Source organism: Pseudonocardia aurantiaca (assembly GCF_039526725.1).
Classification (GTDB): domain Bacteria; phylum Actinomycetota; class Actinomycetes; order Mycobacteriales; family Pseudonocardiaceae; genus Pseudonocardia; species Pseudonocardia aurantiaca.
In genome coordinates, this window is record NZ_BAAAJG010000011.1 from 320700 (window position 1) to 338823 (window position 18124).

General features: G+C 72.0%; 22 protein-coding genes. 8 read left to right on the forward strand and 14 right to left on the reverse strand.

The genetic code is table 11. The features are described from left to right. Nucleotides 1-7: 7 nt before the first annotated feature. Entirely contained in the window at nucleotides 8-1432 is a 1425-nt protein-coding gene (locus ABD143_RS19350; RefSeq protein WP_343980000.1) for an ATP-binding protein, read from the reverse strand. Continuing rightward, nucleotides 1365-2297: an NAD(P)/FAD-dependent oxidoreductase gene (locus ABD143_RS19355; RefSeq protein WP_343980003.1), complete on the reverse strand. Its 933-nt coding sequence runs from the start codon at nucleotides 2295-2297 to the stop codon at nucleotides 1365-1367. Before ABD143_RS19355 ends, ABD143_RS19350 begins: the two co-directional genes overlap by 68 nt. A 234-nt stretch (nucleotides 2298-2531) precedes the next feature. Between ABD143_RS19355 and ABD143_RS19360 the strand changes: the two genes are divergently transcribed. Next, nucleotides 2532-2897: a DUF2784 domain-containing protein gene (locus tag ABD143_RS19360; protein WP_343980006.1), complete on the forward strand. Its 366-nt coding sequence runs from the start codon at nucleotides 2532-2534 to the stop codon at nucleotides 2895-2897. Between the two features lie 34 nt (nucleotides 2898-2931). On the opposite strand, the gene ABD143_RS19365 is transcribed toward ABD143_RS19360, so the two are convergent. The 6 genes from ABD143_RS19365 to ABD143_RS19390 all read right to left on the reverse strand — a co-directional run bounded on the left by ABD143_RS19365 (nucleotide 2932) and on the right by ABD143_RS19390 (nucleotide 8065). Further along, on the reverse strand, nucleotides 2932-3705 hold the full coding sequence (locus ABD143_RS19365; protein ID WP_343980009.1) for a fumarylacetoacetate hydrolase family protein: 774 nt from the start codon (nucleotides 3703-3705) through the stop codon (nucleotides 2932-2934). 20 nt (nucleotides 3706-3725) lie between these two features. Then, the gene (locus ABD143_RS19370) at nucleotides 3726-4754 is read right to left on the reverse strand and encodes an ABC transporter substrate-binding protein (RefSeq protein ID WP_343980011.1); all 1029 of its coding nucleotides are present in this window, start codon (nucleotides 4752-4754) and stop codon (nucleotides 3726-3728) included. 31 nt (nucleotides 4755-4785) lie between these two features. Beyond that, on the reverse strand, nucleotides 4786-5640 hold the full coding sequence (locus ABD143_RS19375; protein ID WP_343980014.1) for an ABC transporter permease: 855 nt from the start codon (nucleotides 5638-5640) through the stop codon (nucleotides 4786-4788). After that, the gene (locus ABD143_RS19380) at nucleotides 5637-6494 is read right to left on the reverse strand and encodes an ABC transporter permease (protein ID WP_343980017.1); all 858 of its coding nucleotides are present in this window, start codon (nucleotides 6492-6494) and stop codon (nucleotides 5637-5639) included. The genes ABD143_RS19375 and ABD143_RS19380 overlap by 4 nt, the downstream gene beginning before the upstream one ends. Then, nucleotides 6491-7324, reverse strand: coding sequence for an ABC transporter ATP-binding protein (locus tag ABD143_RS19385; RefSeq protein WP_343980019.1), 834 nt, complete (start codon nucleotides 7322-7324; stop codon nucleotides 6491-6493). Before ABD143_RS19385 ends, ABD143_RS19380 begins: the two co-directional genes overlap by 4 nt. A 69-nt stretch (nucleotides 7325-7393) precedes the next feature. After that, a complete protein-coding gene (locus ABD143_RS19390; protein WP_343980022.1) occupies nucleotides 7394-8065 on the reverse strand; it encodes a GntR family transcriptional regulator in 672 nt (223 codons plus the stop codon). An 84-nt stretch (nucleotides 8066-8149) separates the two neighbouring features. Between ABD143_RS19390 and ABD143_RS19395 the strand changes: the two genes are divergently transcribed. From ABD143_RS19395 to ABD143_RS19405, 3 genes are all read left to right on the forward strand, one after another. Beyond that, entirely contained in the window at nucleotides 8150-8542 is a 393-nt protein-coding gene (locus tag ABD143_RS19395; RefSeq protein WP_343980024.1) for a PadR family transcriptional regulator, read from the forward strand. 225 nt (nucleotides 8543-8767) lie between these two features. Beyond that, nucleotides 8768-9811, forward strand: a complete 1044-nt coding sequence (locus tag ABD143_RS19400; RefSeq protein WP_343980026.1) for an aldose epimerase family protein — start codon at nucleotides 8768-8770, stop codon at nucleotides 9809-9811. Then, nucleotides 9808-10770 carry an NAD-dependent epimerase/dehydratase family protein gene (locus tag ABD143_RS19405; protein ID WP_343980029.1) on the forward strand — a complete coding sequence of 321 codons (963 nt, stop codon included), beginning with the start codon at nucleotides 9808-9810 and terminating at the stop codon, nucleotides 10768-10770. Before ABD143_RS19400 ends, ABD143_RS19405 begins: the two co-directional genes overlap by 4 nt. 222 nt (nucleotides 10771-10992) lie before the next feature. Here ABD143_RS19405 and ABD143_RS19410 read toward each other — a convergent pair whose 3' ends face one another. The 4 genes from ABD143_RS19410 to ABD143_RS19425 form a co-directional block, all read right to left on the reverse strand. Next, nucleotides 10993-11781 carry an SDR family NAD(P)-dependent oxidoreductase gene (locus ABD143_RS19410; protein ID WP_343980032.1) on the reverse strand — a complete coding sequence of 263 codons (789 nt, stop codon included), beginning with the start codon at nucleotides 11779-11781 and terminating at the stop codon, nucleotides 10993-10995. A gap of 67 nt (nucleotides 11782-11848) precedes the next feature. Continuing rightward, the gene (locus tag ABD143_RS19415) at nucleotides 11849-12781 is read right to left on the reverse strand and encodes an LLM class flavin-dependent oxidoreductase (protein WP_343980034.1); all 933 of its coding nucleotides are present in this window, start codon (nucleotides 12779-12781) and stop codon (nucleotides 11849-11851) included. A gap of 41 nt (nucleotides 12782-12822) precedes the next feature. Beyond that, complete coding sequence (locus ABD143_RS19420; protein WP_343980036.1) at nucleotides 12823-13131, reverse strand: hypothetical protein; 309 nt, start codon at nucleotides 13129-13131, stop codon at nucleotides 12823-12825. Between the two features lie 50 nt (nucleotides 13132-13181). Then, nucleotides 13182-13634: a DUF7144 family membrane protein gene (locus tag ABD143_RS19425; protein WP_343980039.1), complete on the reverse strand. Its 453-nt coding sequence runs from the start codon at nucleotides 13632-13634 to the stop codon at nucleotides 13182-13184. A 210-nt stretch (nucleotides 13635-13844) separates the two neighbouring features. Here ABD143_RS19425 and ABD143_RS19430 point away from each other — a divergent pair, with 210 nt between their 5' ends. The 3 genes from ABD143_RS19430 to ABD143_RS19440 all read left to right on the forward strand — a co-directional run bounded on the left by ABD143_RS19430 (nucleotide 13845) and on the right by ABD143_RS19440 (nucleotide 16648). Continuing rightward, nucleotides 13845-14657, forward strand: a complete 813-nt coding sequence (locus ABD143_RS19430) for a hypothetical protein (protein ID WP_343980043.1) — start codon at nucleotides 13845-13847, stop codon at nucleotides 14655-14657. 74 nt (nucleotides 14658-14731) lie between these two features. After that, on the forward strand, nucleotides 14732-15193 hold the full coding sequence (locus tag ABD143_RS19435; protein ID WP_343980046.1) for an RDD family protein: 462 nt from the start codon (nucleotides 14732-14734) through the stop codon (nucleotides 15191-15193). A 111-nt stretch (nucleotides 15194-15304) separates the two neighbouring features. Continuing rightward, nucleotides 15305-16648, forward strand: coding sequence for a hypothetical protein (locus ABD143_RS19440; RefSeq protein WP_343980049.1), 1344 nt, complete (start codon nucleotides 15305-15307; stop codon nucleotides 16646-16648). A gap of 8 nt (nucleotides 16649-16656) precedes the next feature. On the opposite strand, the gene ABD143_RS19445 is transcribed toward ABD143_RS19440, so the two are convergent. Beyond that, nucleotides 16657-17064, reverse strand: coding sequence for a YccF domain-containing protein (locus tag ABD143_RS19445; RefSeq protein ID WP_343980052.1), 408 nt, complete (start codon nucleotides 17062-17064; stop codon nucleotides 16657-16659). Nucleotides 17065-17174: 110 nt separating this feature from the next. Next, on the reverse strand, nucleotides 17175-17753 hold the full coding sequence (locus ABD143_RS19450) for a potassium channel family protein (protein WP_343980055.1): 579 nt from the start codon (nucleotides 17751-17753) through the stop codon (nucleotides 17175-17177). A 161-nt stretch (nucleotides 17754-17914) separates the two neighbouring features. Between ABD143_RS19450 and ABD143_RS19455 the strand changes: the two genes are divergently transcribed. Beyond that, nucleotides 17915-18124 (forward strand): hypothetical protein, encoded by a 210-nt coding sequence (locus ABD143_RS19455; protein WP_343980058.1) that lies wholly within the window; start codon nucleotides 17915-17917, stop codon nucleotides 18122-18124.

Genomic DNA, 18124 nt, shown 5'->3' on the forward strand with positions numbered 1-18124 from the left:
CCGGGGGTCAGGACGGCTTCAGGTTCCGCTCGATCGCCAGGCGGGCCACCTCGAGCAGTTCCGCCCGGCGGGGGACAGTCGGGTCCGGCGTGAGCGGTGGCTCGGCGCTGCGGGACTGGTCGGCGGGGGCGTCTGGGGCCTGGTCGGCCGCGGCGTCGAGCAAGGCGGCGGGCTCGTCGTCGCCGAGCCGGTGCAGCAGGTCCGCAAGGTTGCGCAGGGTGGCCCACAGGTGAGTCCAGTTGCCCGTGCGGGCGAAGTAGTCGATGACGTCCCGGTAGCCGCGCAGCGCGTCCTGGGTGTGGCCGGACCTGGCGCGCGCCGCGAGCAACCCGACGGTCGAGACGCCGACGAGAAAGGTCGCCCCCGAGGTGCGGGCGAGGTCGATCGCGCGGACGTAATGCCGCGCGGCCGACTCGCTGCGGCCGGCGAAACTCTCGATCTCCCCGGCGACGTAGGCGCCCCACGAGCGCATCGAGGGCGATACCGCGCCCGCGAGCCCCCGGTCGTTCAGCGTCCGCGCCTGCTCGGGATCGCCCGCGTAGGCGGTGGCGAGGGCCGCGATCCCGAGGCTCTCGCGGGGCCGGGTCGCGAACTCGGCGGCGGCGAGGGAGTGCTCGGCGACCTCGGCGTGCGCCCCGCGGGCCAGTTCGGCCACCGACAAGGGCATCAGGCAGAACCACGACCCGGCGGGGTCGGTCGCGCGCTCGAGCCCGGCGCGGGCGAGCCGCTCGGCGCGCGGGTAGTCGCCGCGGTGATACGCGGCTTCCGCCGCCGTGCCGAGCACCGCCGCCCGGCGGGGATGGGTGCCGAGCGCCGGATCGTCGGCCAGCTCCTCGGCCCAGCCTCGGATCTCGACGAGATCGCGGTAGGCGACCGCGTCGAACAGCGCGGTGACCATCGCCGCGGCGTCGTCGACGGATCTGCGGCTGCGGGCCAGCCGCCACGCCGCCCGCAGATTCGCCAGCTCGCGGCGCAAGGCGGCATCGGCCTCAGGCTCGCGCTCGGTGCCCACCGTGGCGGCGAACCACGCGGTCAGCTCGACGGCCCAGCGGAGCATTTGCCGGGCCGCGGCGCCGTCCTCGCCCGCGGCGGTGAGCCGGTCGAGCCCGAACGTGCGGAGCGTCTCCAGAATGCGGTACCGGGTGCGTCCACCGAAGTCGGCATCGATCATGGAGGCGTCGACGAGGCGGGCCAGGACGCTGCCGGGATCGTGCTCCAGGGCCAGGTCTGCGGCGAGCCGCTCCGCGGCATCGAGGTCGACGCCGTCGACGAAGACCGACAGGTGCCGGAACAGCCGCCGTTCGTCCTCGGTGAGGAGCTGGTAGGACCACTCGACGGTGGCGCGCAGCGTCCGGTGCCGGGTGTCACCGCTGGGCCGGGCGGCGCCGAGCAGGTCGAGCGAGCGGTCGAGCCTGCGGTGCAAGTCTCGCACCGCCTCTACTGCGGATGTGCTCGTCGAGGAGAGCCCGGATCCGCGTGGCGAAGGCGTCGGCTGAGGCGATGTTCGCCGCGGTGCTGTCGTCGAACCGGAGTCGGCGCCCGTCGACTGCGACGAGCCGGCCGGTCAGAATCGCCCCGCGCCGGACCAGCGCCTGGAGGCTGGCGCTGCGTCCGCCCGGGGCGAGCAGCGGCTGCGGCGCGTGGAGGACCGAGGGATCCGGCAGGTCCTGGGGTCGCTGGTCGAAGAACTCGCTCTCGGCGAGCCACTCGACCGTCTCCCGGCCCCGGTGCAGGGCCGGTGCGCGCCCTGCGGGGCTCGTCGCGAGGACCACCCGGCGCCCGGTGGCGAGCAGCTCCTCGGCGATCTGATAGCCGGACTGTGCGCTCCCGACGACGAGAAACGGACCGGCGGGCAGCAGCACGGGCCTGCGGTAGGCCGCGGCGTGGAGCTGCAAGACGTCGGCGGGCAGCAGGCCGGCCAAGCGGGGCGTGCGGGGGACGTTCTCCCCGCCCGTGGCGACGACCACGGTGCGGGCGCTCGCCGCGAGCCCGGCCGGTCCGGCGCCGACGACAACGCAGTCGTTCATGTGCGCGGCCGTACGTCGGGGGCCGACGCGGGTCAGGGACTTGTGTTTCACCGGTTCGTCGGCGGGTGGCCCTCGGCGAGCAACCGCTCCGGCACGGTGCCGCTTGTCCTCGCCGGCGCGGTGCATCGTCTCGCCTGCCGCCGCTCCCACCCGCTCCGCGCCGTCCAGCAGCTCGGCGATGACCTCCCTCGGCAGGCCGCGCAGATGCGAGGCGGCGACCGCCGCCCAGACCTGGTCGTCCATCGGCGGACCAGCGCGCTGCACCCGCACGACGGCACGGTAGCGCCGCTCCACCGGCGCGAGCCCGCGTCAGCCGGGTGGTTGGGTGGGTATGTCCGGGTGGGGTTGACGCGACCGTCCTGACGTGACCACGGGTCGTCACCGGCGCGTCCGCAGTTCGCTGCGAGCCCGGACGACGTCGGCGCGGTCCTGATCGACGCCCCTGCACTCCCTGACGGACCGGGTGAAGTGGCGGCGCACCCGCGTGCGCGGGATCCTGGCCGCGTGGTGTTCCGCCTGCTCGCCGACGGGGTGATGCTGGCCCACTTCGGGTTCCTGGCGTTCCTCGCGCTCGGCGGATTCGTCGCCTGGCGGTACCCCTGGGTGCTGGGCCTGCACGTGGCCGCCGTCGGGTGGGGCCTGCTGAGCGTGCTCGCCGGCGTGCACTGCCCGCTCACCGCCTGGGAGGACCGGTTCCGCCGGCTGGGCGGCGAGCAGGGCATGCCGCGCGGCTTCGTCGACGCCTACCTGACCGGCGTCGTCTACCCGCGCGAGTACCTCCTGACCGTTCAGCTCGTGGTTGCCGGCCTGGTCGCGGTGTCCTGGGCCGGATTCGCCCTGAGCCGGGGCCGTGCCGGGGTCCGCCGGTGACGACGAGCGGACCCGGCACGGGTGGGGTGCCCTCCTAGGAGCCTGCGCCCTCCGCGACGATCCTGTTGGAGAGCGCCCCGAGGCCCTCGACCTCGACCGTGACCGTGTTGCCCGGCTCCACCGGCCGTACCCCTTCCGGGGTTCCGCTCAGGATGATGTCGCCCGGCTCGAGTGTGGTGAACCGGGTGATGTACTCGATGAGGAAGGGGATCGGGAAGATCAGGTCCTTGGTGCGCCCGTCCTGGCGGCGCTCGCCGTCGACCGTGCAGGAGACCCCGACGTCGGTCGGGTCGAACTCGGTCTCCACCCACGGCCCGACGGGGCAGAAGGTGTCGAAGCCCTTGCCGCGCGTCCACTGGCCGTCGGACTTCTGGATGTCACGGGCAGTGACGTCGTTGCCGCAGGTGTAGCCGCCGATGACGTCCCACGCGTCGGCCGCCGCCACCGACCGGGCGCGCTTCCCGATGACCAGCACCAGCTCGGCCTCCGGGTCCAGCCGGGCGGAGAGCCGGGGAAGGACGACGTCCTCGCCCGGGCCGACCACCGCCGCCGGCGGCTTGAGGAACAGCAGCGGCTCGTCGGGGACCGCGTTCCCGAACTCCGCGGCATGCGAGCTGTAGTTGCGCCCGACGCACATCACGGTCCTGGGCGTGACGGGGGCGCGCAGCGTCACCTCGTCCAGCGCTCCGACGCGCTCTCCGGTGGAGCGCAGGTCCACGAAGGGCGCCCCCTCGGTGGCGAACACGACGCCGTCCTCGACGATCCCCCAGGAGGCAGGCCCGGTGGTCTGGTAGCGAACGATCTTCACAAGAGTCCTTCCACGTCTGGTCAGCAGTTGTTGTACGCGTTGGTCCAGAGAACGCCCTCGGCCGGGTCACCCGCGGTGGGTGTGAGCTGGACCTCGTGCATCGTGGTGAGCGTCGTCTGTATCGCTGCGGCGTTGAAGCACCCGTCGGTGGACAGAGCGGGCAACAGCGCGTCGAGGGTCTGGCGGATGACCTCCACATCGTTGGTGGACATCCGGTCCACGATCGTCGCCGCGGCGGCGGCGGGGTCCGCTGCCACCCGCTCCATGGCCACGTTCAACGCTCTGCTGAAGGCGCGGGCCGGTTCCGGGTTCTGGTCGGCCCACTGCCGGTTGGCGGCGAACCCGGTGTAGACGAAGTCGGCGAACAGCGGCACGTCACCGGCGGCGCCGTCGATCAGGAGGGTGCCGAAGCCCTCGGCCGCGGCGACGTACGGCGTCGGCGGGGAGAGTTGGTATGCGTCGATCTGGCCGGTCTCCAGTGCGGCGAGCAACGAGGCCCCGTCGCCGATGGCGATGATCTCGGCGTCCCGGTCAGGATCGAGTCCCGCCTGGCGCAGGTAGTAGCGCATGTACTTGTCGGTGGCGGCACCCGGCGACGTCACCCCGAGCCGCAGGCCCTTCAGCGCCGCATAGCGCTCCTCGATGGGGGACTCCCGGCTCACCCCGCGCTCGCGCGCCACGTCGGGGTTCATCACCAGGGCGAAGGTGACCCGCCCGACCAGGTTGTGCACCATGACGAGGCTCTCCTCACCCTCCGCCGCGAGCGTGGCGAGGTCGTCGAACCCCATGTCGGCGTACTGGGCGGAACCCGAGACGACGGCTGAGACGCCGTCGATGCCGCTCTGCAGCTCGACGATCTCGACGTCGAGCCCCTCCCGTTGGAATATGCCCTGTTCGTCCGCGACGTACATCGCCGCAAGGAAAGCGCTCGGCAGCGACGTCACCGTGATCGGTGTGAGCTCGTCGGAGCCGGACTCACCCCCGCACGCTGCGAGCGGTATCGCCAGTGCCAGAGCGCCCATGATCGCGGACTGCCGTAGTCCCCTCATCGTCTCTCCCTCGTGGCTGTCGGTCGCCGGCTCATCTGCCGCCGGTCGTCGGGGGTACGTCGATCTCCTCCTGCCAGCGCAGCGCGCGTCGCAGCGGGCGCAGCAGGAGGTTCATGAGCAGCACGATCGCGCTGAGCGAGAGCACCCCGGCGATGACACCGGAGGTGGAGAAGGAGGAAGCGGCGTCCCTGGTGAGGAACCCGAGACCCCGGTTCGACGAGATGAACTCGCCGGTCACGGCGCCGATCATCGCCGCTGGCAGGGTGATCCGCAGCGCCGCCAGGATGAACGGGGTGGCGCTCGGCAGCAGGACGGTCCGCAGCTGGTCCCGGCCGCTGGCTCCCATCACCTTCGTGACGTCCAGCAGCTCCTGCCGGACCTGCCGGAACCCGGCCGCCGTGTTGATGAAGACGATGAAGAACACGAAGTAGGCGGCGATGAGGATCTTCGGGGTCATGCCGATCCCGAACCAGAGGATGAACACCGGGCCCATCGCCACCGCCGGTACGGAGTAGGCCACGAGGAAGTACGGTTCGACGACCCGGTAGGCGAGCCGCACCATCGCCAGCGGCCAGGCGACCAGCACCCCCGAAACAGCCCCGAGCAGGTATCCGAAGAACGCGGCCGTCACCGTGAATTGGCCGTGGTACCAGAGCTCGCCGTTCGCCGCCCACTCGGCCAGCGTCTGCGCCACCGCCGATGGAGAGCTGATGTAGAAGGGGCGCAGCAGCGTCCCGGAGGCGAGCTCCCACGCGACGAGCACCACGACGACGATCCCCAGCCGGGTCGTCAGGAGGAACAGCCTGCGGGCGCGGCGGGCGGCCAGGTGCTCGCGGCGGGCCGAGGCGAGCACCATGGCACCGGCGGAGCTGACGGTGGCGCTCACCCGTGGATCCTCGCGGGCTGCCACGGTGTGACCCGGGTTTCCAGCAGCCGCAGCAACGCGTTCGCCGTCATCACGGCGGCGGCGATGACCACGATGCCGGCGAAGACCGTCTCGATGTCGAAGGCCCGGGAGGCGCGGGCGACCAGGTAGCCCAGCCCCTGGGTCGACGCCACGAACTCCGAGAGCACCGCACCCTCGATCGCTCTGGTGCAGGTGATCCTGATGCTGGCGATCATCGCGGGTGCCGCGGACGGCAGGACGACCTTCACGAGGAGGTCGCGGCGGCTCGCGCCGAACACGCGGCAGACCTGGATGAGGCCGGGGCTCACCTCACGGATGCCGGTGGCGGTGTTGACGAAGACGATGAAGTAGACGAGCAGCGCCGCCATGATGATCTTCGGTGTGTAGCCCAGCCCGAACCAGAGGATGAACAGCGGGGCCAGCGCGATCTTCGGGATCGAGTAGAACCCGATGAGGAAGGGCTCGAACACCTCGTACCCGCGTGCGGTCTGGCTCAGCGCGAACGCGCTCAGCAGGCCGAGGCCTGCGCCGATCAGGAAGCCGATCCCCGCCTCGGTCAGGGTGACCGCGATGTGGCGGGTGATCTCCCCGTCGGCCACCAGTTCACCGATGCGCAGGCCGATCGAGAGCGGGTCGCTCACGTACCGGGGATTCACCAGGTGCCCGAGGCCGTACTGCCAGAACAGCAGGATCGCGATGCCGAGCCCTGCCGTGCCGAGCCACACCCCGGCGCGCTCGCGCCGCCGGCGCCGGTGCTCCGCCTCGGCCACGGCGCGGAGGACCATCTCGGCCCGTTGCGTCCCGCGTGTCGCGGGGGCGACGTCGAGGCTCATGAGGAGCCCCGTTCCCGGCTCTTCTCGATCTCCGCGCGGATGTCGTCCCACAGCGCGTCGTGCAGCTCGCTGAACCCCGGCGTCTCGTGGATCCGGAACGGGTCGCGCGGGCGGGGCAGCTCCACCCGGTAGTCGCGTTTGATCGTTCCCGGGTTGGTGGTGAACACGAGGATCCGGTCGCTGAGCGCGATCGCCTCGACGAGGTCGTGCGTCACGAACAGCACGGTCGGGCGCGAGCGTTCCCACAGCTTGAGGAGCTCAGCCTGCAGGATCACCCGGGTCTGGGCGTCGAGCGGGCCGAAGGGTTCGTCCATCAGCACGACGCTGCTGTCGTAGACCAGCGTGCGGATGATCCCGGCGCGCTTGCGCATGCCGCCGGACAGCTCGTGCGGGTAGTGGTCCTCGAATCCGCTCAGCCCGACGAGCTCGATGAACTCCTGGGCGCGTTCGCGGCGCTCGCGGCGTTCGACCCCCCGCAGCTCCATGCCCAGCTCGACGTTGCCCCGGAGTGAGCGCCACGGCAGCAGGTTGTCGTCCTGGGTGATGTAGCCGACCGAGGTGTTGACGCCGCGCACGGGCGAGCCGTGGTGCGAGACCGCACCGTCCGAGGGACCGGACAGGCCCGCGATCAGGTTGAGGCAGGTGGACTTCCCGCAGCCGGACGGGCCCACCAGGCTGATGAACTCACCCGGCTGTGCGTCGAATGTGACGTCCTGCAGCGCCAGCACCGGTTCGCTCCCGCCGCTCCTGGCGACGAAGGCCTTGTAGACGTGGTCGAACCGGACTGCGCTGCGGGTCTCGGTCCGCGGCTCGTCGGTCTGTTGCATCATGGGCTCCTCGTCGGGCGGCGGCCGGCGGACCGGGCGCTGTCGGGGGCGTCGCCGAACCGGTGGGCGATCTCAGGCGGTCACATCGGTGCCCGGCTCTTCGGAGGGCTTGTCCACGAGCGTGCTGACGGTGTCGCCGACCGACCGCTTGTGCCACAGCGCGAGTGCGGCCGCCCGCTTGGCGTCGCGCGCGTGGAGGGCGTCCATGATCCCTTCGTGCTCCGCCTGGGAACGCGCGAGCCGTTCGGGGACCATCCGGAACACCCGCTGGAACCCGGAATGCCGCTGCCAGATGTCCATGGTGAGCTCGCGGAGCATCTCGTTGCCGCAGGCGGCGACGATGATCTGGTGGAACTCGCGGTTGAGGTCGGAGAAATGGGGGCCGTCCTGCGCTTCGACCGCCGCACGCATCTGCACCATCAGCGCGTCGAGCGCGCCCAGCTCGGCGTCGCTGATCCGGTCGGCGGCGAGTCCCGTGGCGATGCTCTCCAGGTGGCCGCGGATGAAGTAGGTCTCCTCGATCTCGCGCTGCGTCAGCGTGGTGACCCGCGCGCCCCGGTAGGGGACCATCTCGACCAACCCGTCGCGTTCCAGCATCCGCAGCGCCTCGCGGACGGGGATGTCGCTGGACTCGTACCGGTTGGCCAGTTCGCGCAGCACCAGTCGCGTGCCGGAGGCGAGCTCGTTTCGCAGGATCCGCTCCCGAAGTGAGCGGTAGATGGTCTGCGACTTCAGGTCGGACACGACTGTGCATCCCTGCTCTCGGGCGAGTGCATGACCGGACGGTCGGCGCGCCGCGAGGAAGGCTGGCGCCTTCGCCACGACTTTGTGACTGCCGTCACGCGAAACATATCTGATATAAAACGCCGGGGCAACAGGGAATCGCGGGTCGCCGCGAAGCGCGGCACTGCCGAGCTGGCTGTCCTGTCAGTTCTCAAGGGCGGCAGGCGGTACGGCTACGAGCTGTTGAAGGTGCTCCAGCGGGCGGGCGAGGGAGCGCTGGAGGTCCGGGAGGGGACGCTCTACCCGCTGCTGCACCGCCTCGAGGACTCCGGTCACGTCAGTGCGACCTGGGAGGCGGAGGGGCGGACCCGGCCGCGGAAGTACTACGCCTTGACTCCCGCGGGCCGTACGTACCTGGCGTTGCTGCAGAGCGAGTGGAGCGGGTTGGTCGACGGGATGCGTCGGCTTCTCGACTCACTCGGTGAGGGGGAGGAATGAGCGAGGACCGGCCGACGATCGAGGAGTACGCGGCGCGCTTCGAGTGCCTCGCGCGATCCAGAACGACGCCGCGCTCGGCCCGTGAAGTGGCCATGACGCGGCATCCGGGTAGTGCTGATCGGCGATCGTCCGACCGTCGGGGCTGTCCGCAACACGGAAGCAGCGCCCTGACCGGAGGTTCTGCCCGTCTGGGCGCCTTGGCCGCGGTGCGGCAGCATGCCGGGCATGGACCCGACCGCGCCTCGCCCGCTCGACGCCGTCCGCCTGCGCACCGAGGCGCTCGAGGTGGACGTGATCGGCTACGGCGCGCGCATCAGCGCGGTCCGCACGCCTGATCGCGAGGGCCGCTGGGGTGATGTCGCGCTCGGACTCGCCGACGGGGGCGCCTACCGCAGCGACCCCGCCTACCTCGGTGCCAGCGTGGGCCGGTACGCGAACCGGATCGCCCGCGGCGTCTTCACGCTCGACGGCGTCGAACACCGGATCCCCACGAACGAGCCCGGCGCGGCCCTGCACGGCGGCCCCGGGGGCTTCGAATCGGCGGAGTGGGAGCCGGGCGAGTCGGACGGGCGGTCGGTCACCCTGCGACGCACGAGCCCCGACGGCGAGAACGGCTTCCCCGGCACGCTGCAGGTGGCCGTCACCTACACCGTGGACGGCGGCGACCTGCGCATCGAGTACGAGGCCGCCACCGACGCGCCGACGGTCGTCAACCTCACCAACCACGCCTACTGGAACCTGGCGGGCGGCGGCCGCGTCGAGGAGCACGAGGTGCAGCTCGGCGGGTCGCACATCCTGGCCGTCGACGAGCACCTCATCCCGGCCGGACCACCAATGCCGGTCGGCGGCACGCCGTTCGACCTGCGTTCGCCCCAGCGGATCGGTGCGCGCCTTCGCGAAGGCCACCCGCAGCTCCGGGCCGCCCGCGGCTACGACCACACCTTCGTGCTCGATGGGCCCCCCGACTCCGACGGGTTGCGCTTCGCCGCCCGGGTGGTCGAGCCGCGCAGCGGGCGCACGCTGGTGCTGCGCACCGACCAGCCCGGCGTGCAGTTCTACTCGGGGAACATGCTCGACGGCACGCTCGTGCTGAGGGACGGTTCGGCGGCCCGGCAGGGCGACGCGTTCTGCCTGGAGCCGCAGGCCTTCCCCGACGCCCCCAACCGCCCGGAATTCCCGTCTACCGTGCTGCGGCCGGGCGAGGTGTACCGCTCGCGCTCGGTGGTGCGGTTCGGGACGGTCGGCGGTCAGTCGAGGCGTGCTTCGTGAGCCGGGTCGTGGTGGTCGGCGCGACCGGGCACATCGCCTCGTATCTCGTTCCCCGGCTGGTGCGCGCCGGGCACGAGGTCGTGGCGCTCAGCCGCGGCACACGTGAGCCCTACCACCCGGCCCCGGAGTGGTCACGGGTCGAGCGCGTCGCCGTGGACCGGGAGGCGGAGGACCGCGCCGGGACGTTCGGGGCCCGCGTCGCGTCCTTCGCGCCCGACGTCGTGGTGGACCTGGTGTGTTTCACCGCCGAGTCGGCAGCCCAGCTCGTCGAAGCGCTGCGGCCCACCCGGCCGCTGCTCCTGCACTGCGGCACGATCTGGGTGCACGGTCCCGCGGACCGCGTGCCGGTCACTGAGGACGAGCCGCGGAGACCGGTGGGCGACTACGGCATCGGCAAGGCCGCGATCGAGGAGTTGCTGCACCGCGAGACCCGCCGGGGCGGGGTGCCGAGCGTCGTGCTGCACCCCGGCCACATCACCGGTCCCGGGTGGCCGGTGATCACACCGGCCGGAAACCTCGACCCGGGAGTGTGGCGGGCGCTCGCGCTGGGGGCGCCGCTGCCGCTGCCCGAACTCGGCCTCGGCGTGCTGCACCACGTACACGCCGACGACGTGGCGCAGGCGTTCGAGCGGGCGTCGACCCGCCCCGCGGCCATCGGCTCCAGCTTCCACGTCGTCGCGGAACAGGCGATGACGTTGCGTGGGCTCGCGCACGGGGTCGCCGGGTGGTTCGGGCGGGAGCCCGTGCTGGAGCTGGTCGACTGGCCCACGTTCGCGTCACGCGTCGGAGCGGAGCACGCCCGGACGACCCACGAACACGTCTCCCGCTCGATCAGCGCCGGCATCGAGCGGGCCCGCACGCTGCTGGGTTACGCCCCCCGGTACACGGCGTTGGACGCGCTCCGGGAGGCACTGGACTGGCACGTCGCGAACGGTCAGGTCGACCTGGAGCCCTCGTAGTGTCCCGCGCCGGAAGTCCGGTGCGTATATCGGCGGATCCAGGTTTCCGCTGGGTGTGCTGGGGCGCGGTCCTCGTACCGGGCGTACTCGGGCCGTGCGCCGGTGCGCCCAGCGGGGAGCTGGGCCGTCGAGATATGTGGTGGACTTGCGGCGCGGGGCACTAGGGTGCGTGTGTCGTCGGGGTGTCCATGTTCTTGGTCTCGATGCTGGCCATCGCGGTTCTCACAAGGTGGTGACCATTCCACCGTCGATGACCACATCGGCGCCCGTGACGTTGCCCGCCCGGCCGCTCGCGAGCAGGGCGACCAGGTCGGCGACCTCCTCCGGCCGCGTGAACCGGCCGGTGACAGCTGCGGAAGCAGCCTCCTTCATGACAGCGGCCGCGTCGCCGTGGCCCGCGCGGGCGACGGTGGCGGCGACCCCGTCGTCCCCCAGCCAGAGTGCGGTCTCCACCGGGCCAGGGCTGACCGTGTTGACCCGCACGCCGCGGTGCCCGAACTCCTTCGACAGCGACTTGCAGAAGTTGCTCAGGGCGCCCTTGGCAGCGCTGTAGTCGATGACGCGCGGGTCGGGCAGGAACGCGTTCACCGAGCTGACGGTAACGATCGTCGACGGGGTCCGCTCGAGCAGGTGCGGCAGCGCGGCGCGGGTGGTCCGGACCGCGGTGAGGAAGTTCGTCCTGAGCGCCCAGTCCCAGTCGTCGTCGGTCAGCGCGAGGAACCCGTCGACTCGCGGCCGTACCGCGCCGACGTTGTTGACCAGGACGTCCAGGCCGCCGAACTCGCGCACCGCCTCGTCCACGATGCGGGCGGGCCCGTCCGGTGTCGTCAGGTCGACCTGGACCGGGTGCACGGCCGCGCGTCCGGCGAGCTCTGACAGCTCGGCACTGCCGCCCCGCGCGCCCGCGACGACATTCATGCCCTCGGCCGCGAGCGACCGGACGACGGCCAGGCCGATCCCCTTGCTGGCGCCGGTGACGACGGCGGTCTTGCCGACCAGATCAAGATCCATGGCGGTCTCCTCGGTCGCTCGTGCCGACTGCCGATCCTGCGGCGTGGGTACAGCGCCGGGCGCGCGGTCATTCGCCCCGCGCGCCCTTCACTCGGCGCCGCACCTCCGGAACCACCTCGGCGGCGAACGCCGCCGACTGCCGCTCGTGGTCCCCGGTGGGCCAGAAGACGAAGGTGTCGAACCCGAGCTGCAGAGCCCAGTCGGTCATGGTGTCGGCCCAGTGCGCGGCGGTCCCGCTGAGTCCCGGGCCTCCGGCGCCTGCCCCGATGGTCCCGAGCACGTTGTAGAGGCGACGCACCTGCGCGGGGTCGCGCCCGGCGGCCCGGGCGGCGTCGTCGATGACCTGCTGCCGCTGGGGCACGTCCTGCGGGGCGACGTAGATGTTGAGCGGGCACACCCAGCCGTCGCCGGCCCGCCCGGTGACCGCGAGCATCCGCGGGCCTCGGCTGCCCAGCCAGATCTCGACCGGGGCCGGCGGGACCGGGCCTGCCCGGTACCCGACGACGCGGTGCTCGCCGCCGCCCTCACCCTGCCCGCCCTCACCCGGCCCGGCGCCGCGCAGCCGCACCTCTCCGCCCGTCAGCGCCTGCCGGAGGATCCGCAGCGACTCCTCGGTGTAGCTGACCATCGCCGCGCCCTGCCGAGGTGTGACTCCCATGGCGGCGATGGCGTCGGGGAACGCGCCGCCGCCCACGCCGAGCTGGATCCGGCCGCCGGTCTGCACGCTCAGCGACGCCGCGGCCTTGGCGAGCATCGTGGGCGGCCGCAGCTGCAGGTCGGAGACGTCGGTGAAGAGGGAGATCCGCTCCGTGCGGTGGGCGAGGTCGCCCAGCAACATCCAGGCGTCGAGGTGGCCCGGCTGGTACGGGTGGTCCTGCACGCCCAGGAGGTCGAGCCCCGCGGTGTCGGCCGCGGCCGCCAGGCGCCGCGCCTCACAGAGCTGGTCCACATTCGGGTCGACGTTGAGCCCGAACTGGACCGGCCGTCCATAGTCCGTCATGGTGTCCAGTCTCGCGCTCGCGCGCGTGCACTAACGGCTGGTCAGCGGTCGTCGTCTCCGATGGCCTGGTCGATCACGGTGGTGATCCGCGCGACGAGGAACTCGGCTTCGGGGAGGGTGAGGATGCCGGCCTCGACGGCCTTCCCCACCTCGTTCCCGATCACCGCGTACAGGTGCATCGGCCAGCACACGCGGGCCCAGTCCTGGAGGGTGACGGCGCTCAGGCGCCCCACTGCCGGTGGCCTTTGACCGGCGTCGCCGTCGGAGTCGTCGTCGCCTTCGAGGGTGCACGGGTCGGGCTCAGGCGGAGGGGCCAGCCGGAGCGCCCGGCGGCGGTCGTCGGGCGGCATATCGGGACTCCTCACAGATCGTCCGATCGGTCCGAGCAGCAGATCGGCTGTCAGCGCGCGGCTGCTGCCTCGCGGTCGTACGAGCAGAGGGCCCAGATCACGAACACGTCGAGCGCGATGATCAGCAGAGACCAGAGCGGGTAGTAGGGCATGAACAGGAAGTTGGCGAGCATGCTGAGCGTGACGAGCCCGATCCCGACGACACGTCCCCACAGCTGGCCCGAGAGCACCGCAGCGCCGGCGACGGCGACGAGGATGCCGATGATCAGGTGGATCCAGGCCCAGGTCGTGATGTCGAACGAGTACACGTATCGGAGGCCGACGACGAAGAGCTCGTTGCGGAACAGTCCTGCCAGCCCGGAGAGGGCCTCGAAGATACCCCCGATGATCATGAGAGTTCCGGCGAACAGGGCGAGTCCGCTGGCCCAGGGCGAGGTGGCCGTGCGGCCTGCGGCATCGCGATAGCCGGCCTGGCTGGCCGGGGTGGTGTGCGGCGTGGACATCAGGTTTCCTCCTCCGAAAGGGTCGTGTCGATCGTGTCTCGCCGGGGCCGCCGGCCCCTCATCCGTGAGGGGTGAGCCGGGCGGGAGAGCGGAGGCAGGTGCGTTGCCGGTCGGGATTCGGCCGCAGGGCAGGGCAAGGGATTCCGTCCGAGGCGAATTTCGCCCGCTTCGGGTGAGGCCCGGACGCCCCGCGCGCACCAGCGTGGGACGGTGAGCGACGACGAACGGCGTGGCGGCATGCCCGATGAGTACCTCGGCGGCGTCGGGGACGCGGCGCTGGGCGCCGGAGCCGCGGTCGCCGGCCTGGTCGGCACGCTCGCGATGCCGGTCCTCACGGCGGCAGGCGCGGTCATCTCGCTCGGGGCCCGGGCGGCCCTCGGCGCTTCGGGGGAGCGGGTGATGGCGGAGCTGGCCGACCGCGGGGCACAGGTCCGGGCCGGGCTGGAGCACGCGGTGCGGGCGAACGTCCGCAGGCTGGTGCTCGCGGTGGTCGACGTCGTCGACCTGACAGACCTGGTCCGCCGGAACGTCGATCTCGACGCGCTCGCCCGCGGCATCGACGTGGACGCCGTCGTCGCCCGCGCCGACATCGACGCCGTGGTGGGCCGAGCGGACCTGGACGCCGTCGTGGCGCGCGTCGACCTGGACGCCGTGGTGGCCCGCGTCGACGTCGAGGCGATCATCGGCCGCATCGACATCGACGCGATCGTGGCGAAGGTCGACGTGGACGCGGTCGCGTCCCGGATCGATCTCGACACGATCGCCGCCCGTCTCGACGCGGACGCGGTCGTCGCGCGGGTCGATCTGGACGCCGTCGTCGCGCGTCTCGACCTGGCGGGGATCGCCCGCGAGGTCATCGACGAGATCGACCTGCCCGAGATCGTCCGCGAGTCCACCAGGACGTTGTCGTTGGAGACCGTGCGGGGCCTCAGGGCGGAGGGCATGCACGCCGACGACGCCGTTGCCAGGTTCGTCGGCCGCGTGTTCCGGCGCCCGGATGCCGGGCGGCCCGCACTGCCATGATCGCCGGTTCAGGGCAGACCGGTTCAGGCCAGACCGGTCCAGGGCAGACCGGTTCAGGGCAGGGTCGCGCCGGCGTGGTCACGCGGAGCCTCGCCGCCGCGGCGGACGGCCTCGTGGTCGTGTTGCTGACCGCCGGGGTCTACCTCGCCCTGGTGGCGGCCCGGTTCGTCTGGTTTCCCCTCGCGTTCACCTGGCCGCGGCCGACGACTCCGGTCACGGTCGTCGTCGCCGGACTCATCGCGACGGTCTATCTCACGGTCGCGTGGGCGACGACCGGGCGCACCTACGGCGCGGGCCTGCTCGGAGTGCGGGTGCTCGGGCGGCGGGGCGGCCCGCTCGGCTGGGCGCGGGCTACTTTGCGCGCGTTGGCGTGCATCTTCTTCCCCGTCGGGTTGCTGTGGTGCGCGATCAGCCCGACCCGCCGCTCGGTACAGGACCTCCTGCTCGGCTCGGTCGTGATCTACGAGCTACACCCCGACCCCGGTGTTCGGGTGACCGGCGGATCGCGAGATCCCGGCGCCGGGCCGGGCACCTGACCGACGAGCGGCAGCCCCCAATCGGGCGATCTCATCCGCAGCGGGCGAGGCGCACCGCCCGCGGCCCGACGACCCTCCACGCTTGCCATCGTTTGTTGCGGAGGTCCGGAGATGTCGCAGGTGCAGGGCCGCGAGATCGAGCCCGACGGGACCCGGCCCGTGATGACGGCGGACGAGCGCGCCGAGCTGGAACGCCTTCGCCTGGAGAACGCGGAGCTGCGCAGCCGGCCGCGTCCCCCGACCCGGCGCATCCGCTGGAGATCGGTGTTCGCCGTCGTGTTGCTGGTGCTGGGCTGCGCCCTCGCGCCGGTGGCGCTCGTCGCGACCTGGGCGCGTGACGAGCTCTCCAACACCGACCGGTTCGTGCAGACCGTGCGGCCGCTGGTCGCCGACCCCGCGGTGCAGGGGGCACTGACGAACCGGATCACCACGACGATCTTCGAGCACGTCGACGTGCAGGCACTCGCCAACGATGCGATCACGGCGCTCGCCGCGCAGGGCCTGCCTCCGCCGATCGTGCAGCGGCTGGAGGTCTTCACCCCCAGCCTCGCGACCGCGACCACCGGCTTCGTGCGGGACAAGGTCGGCCAGGTGGTGGCGAGCCCTCAGTTCGCCGCGGCGTGGGACCAGGCGGTCCGGGTCGCCCACCAGCAAGCGGTGACCGTGCTCTCCGGCAACAGCCAATCCGTGGTGGTGCGGGGTGACACGGTCTACCTCGATCTCGCTCCCTTCATCGACGTGGCCAAGCAGCGGTTGAGTGCCGATGGGATCACCGCTGTCAACCTGGTGCCCGAGGTGCACCCGACGATCGCGATAACGCCCGCCGACCAACTGGTGCGCGCCCAGACGGCCTACAACGTCCTGGGCTCCCTCGCGACCGTGCTGCCGTGGATCAGCCTGCTGCTGCTCGCCGTTGGTGTGTACCTGGCCCGGGTCCGGATGCGGGCGGTCATCGGCGCGGCGCTCGGAGTCGCGGTGGCACTGGTGGTGCTGGCAGCCGCGCTGCTCGTGGTACGGGGCCTGCTGGTCAGTGCCGTCCCGCAGGCCGGTGCGCCGGCCGCGGCCTCCGCTTTCGACATCATCGTGCGGTTCCTCCGCGACTCCGGGCGGGCGCTCATCGTGCTCGCGCTGGTCGTCGCACTGGGGGCGTTCCTGGCCGGCTCGTCGGCGACCGCCGTCGGCATCCGCCGCTGGGCCACCGGGCTGCTGCACCGGATTCGCGGCGGCCCGTCGGCGACCGGCCCGGTCAGCACCTGGGTGCGGCCCCGCATTCGGGGGCTGCGGATCGCGGCCGTCGCGGTCGCCGCGCTGGTGTTCGTCTTCCTCGATCGGCCCACCGGCGTCACGATCGTCGCCATCGCGGCCGGATTGCTGGTCGTGCTCGGGCTGATCGAGTTCCTGGGCCGGGGGGAGGAACCGGCGGCGGCGCCCGCGCCCCCGCCTGCGGTCGGGTAGGGAAGGGGTCAGCGCACCACGGGGTACCGCGTGTCCTGCCCGGCGTCCCGCGGCACGATGACCCGCCCGAGCGGGACGAGCGAGACGGGGATCAGCTTCAGGTTGGCCAGCGCCAGCGGGATCCCGATGATCGTGACCGCCAGTGCCACCGCGGTGGTCAGGTGCGCGAGTGCGAGCCACCAGCCGGCGAAGATGATCCAGATGACGTTGCCGATCGTGGACGGCGCCCCGGCGTCCGGGCGCCGGACGAGCTGGCGGCCGAAGGGCCACAGCGAGAAGTCCGCGATCCGGAACGACGCCAGCCCGAACGGGATCGTGACGATCAGGAGGCAGCAGATCACCCCGGCGATCACGTAGCCGATGGCGAGCCAGATCCCGCACAGGAGCAGCCAGATCACGTTGAGCAGGGTGCGCATCACGGTCCTCCAACGACGACGTCCGGGGGGAGCGTCCACCAGTTCGGGGTCCGGCCGCCTCACCCCCTGCGGGCGGGACGTGGGCACCGCGGCGGCGCTCCCGCGCCCGCTCACCCGTCTCCGGCCCGGTCGCTGTCGTTCTCGGCCCGGCCGTCGCGCTCCCGTCGCTGCACCGCCGTCTGCACCGCGCCCAGCAGGATCCTCGCGACCACGCCGACCACGAGCAGCCCCGTGAGCATCTGGATCATCGTGATGATGCGTGCGAGCTCGGTTCGCGGGGTGATGTCCCCGAACCCGACTGTCGTGAAGACGGTGATCGTGAAGTAGAGCGAGTCCGTCTTGCTCAGGGACTCGGTGAAGCTGTCCGGGTTGTCGTTCGCGAGCCGGAGGTAGATCGAGGCGAACAGCAGCAGGAGCACCGCAAGGCCGACCGCGATGGCCTGGACCGCGCGCAACCGCGGCACATCGGACACCATGATCGCCCGCACCTGCCAGGCGATGACGGCGGCGAAGCCAACCAGGCCGAGCCCGAACCAGATCAGGGTGGCCGGTTTGAGCGGGCGGTCCAGCGGGAGGAGGTAGTACACGACCACCAGCGCCGTCACCGCTGCGCCTGCGCGCAGCAGGGACGCCGCGGCGAGGCGCCTGCGGGCTGCTGGAGCCAGCTGGTCGTAAGGCTTCCTCGTCATCGGCCCGCTCCGTTCTCGCTGCCGGCCGTGGATCCCGGCCAATGATGCGGCGCTCGATCCTCGTGCCGCTCACCCTGCCCGGGCGATGTCCGGTTCGGCGCGGTGGGTGCACCGTGCGCTGGCGGCCCGGGGCGGCCGCAAGCCTGCGGAGATGAGACCTGATGGCGACGACGACGCGCTATGTGTTCTGTGTGGACGGGCCGCTGAGCGACGAGGCGAGGTCGGCGTTCCTCGGCATGCGCATCACCGAGGCTCCGCGGCAGACCCTCATCGACGGCGAGGTGCTCGACGAGTCGCACCTGCACGGCATCCTCGCCCAGCTCCAGGCGCTCGGGATGACTGTGGTGTCCGTGCGCCCGGTTCCCGGCTGA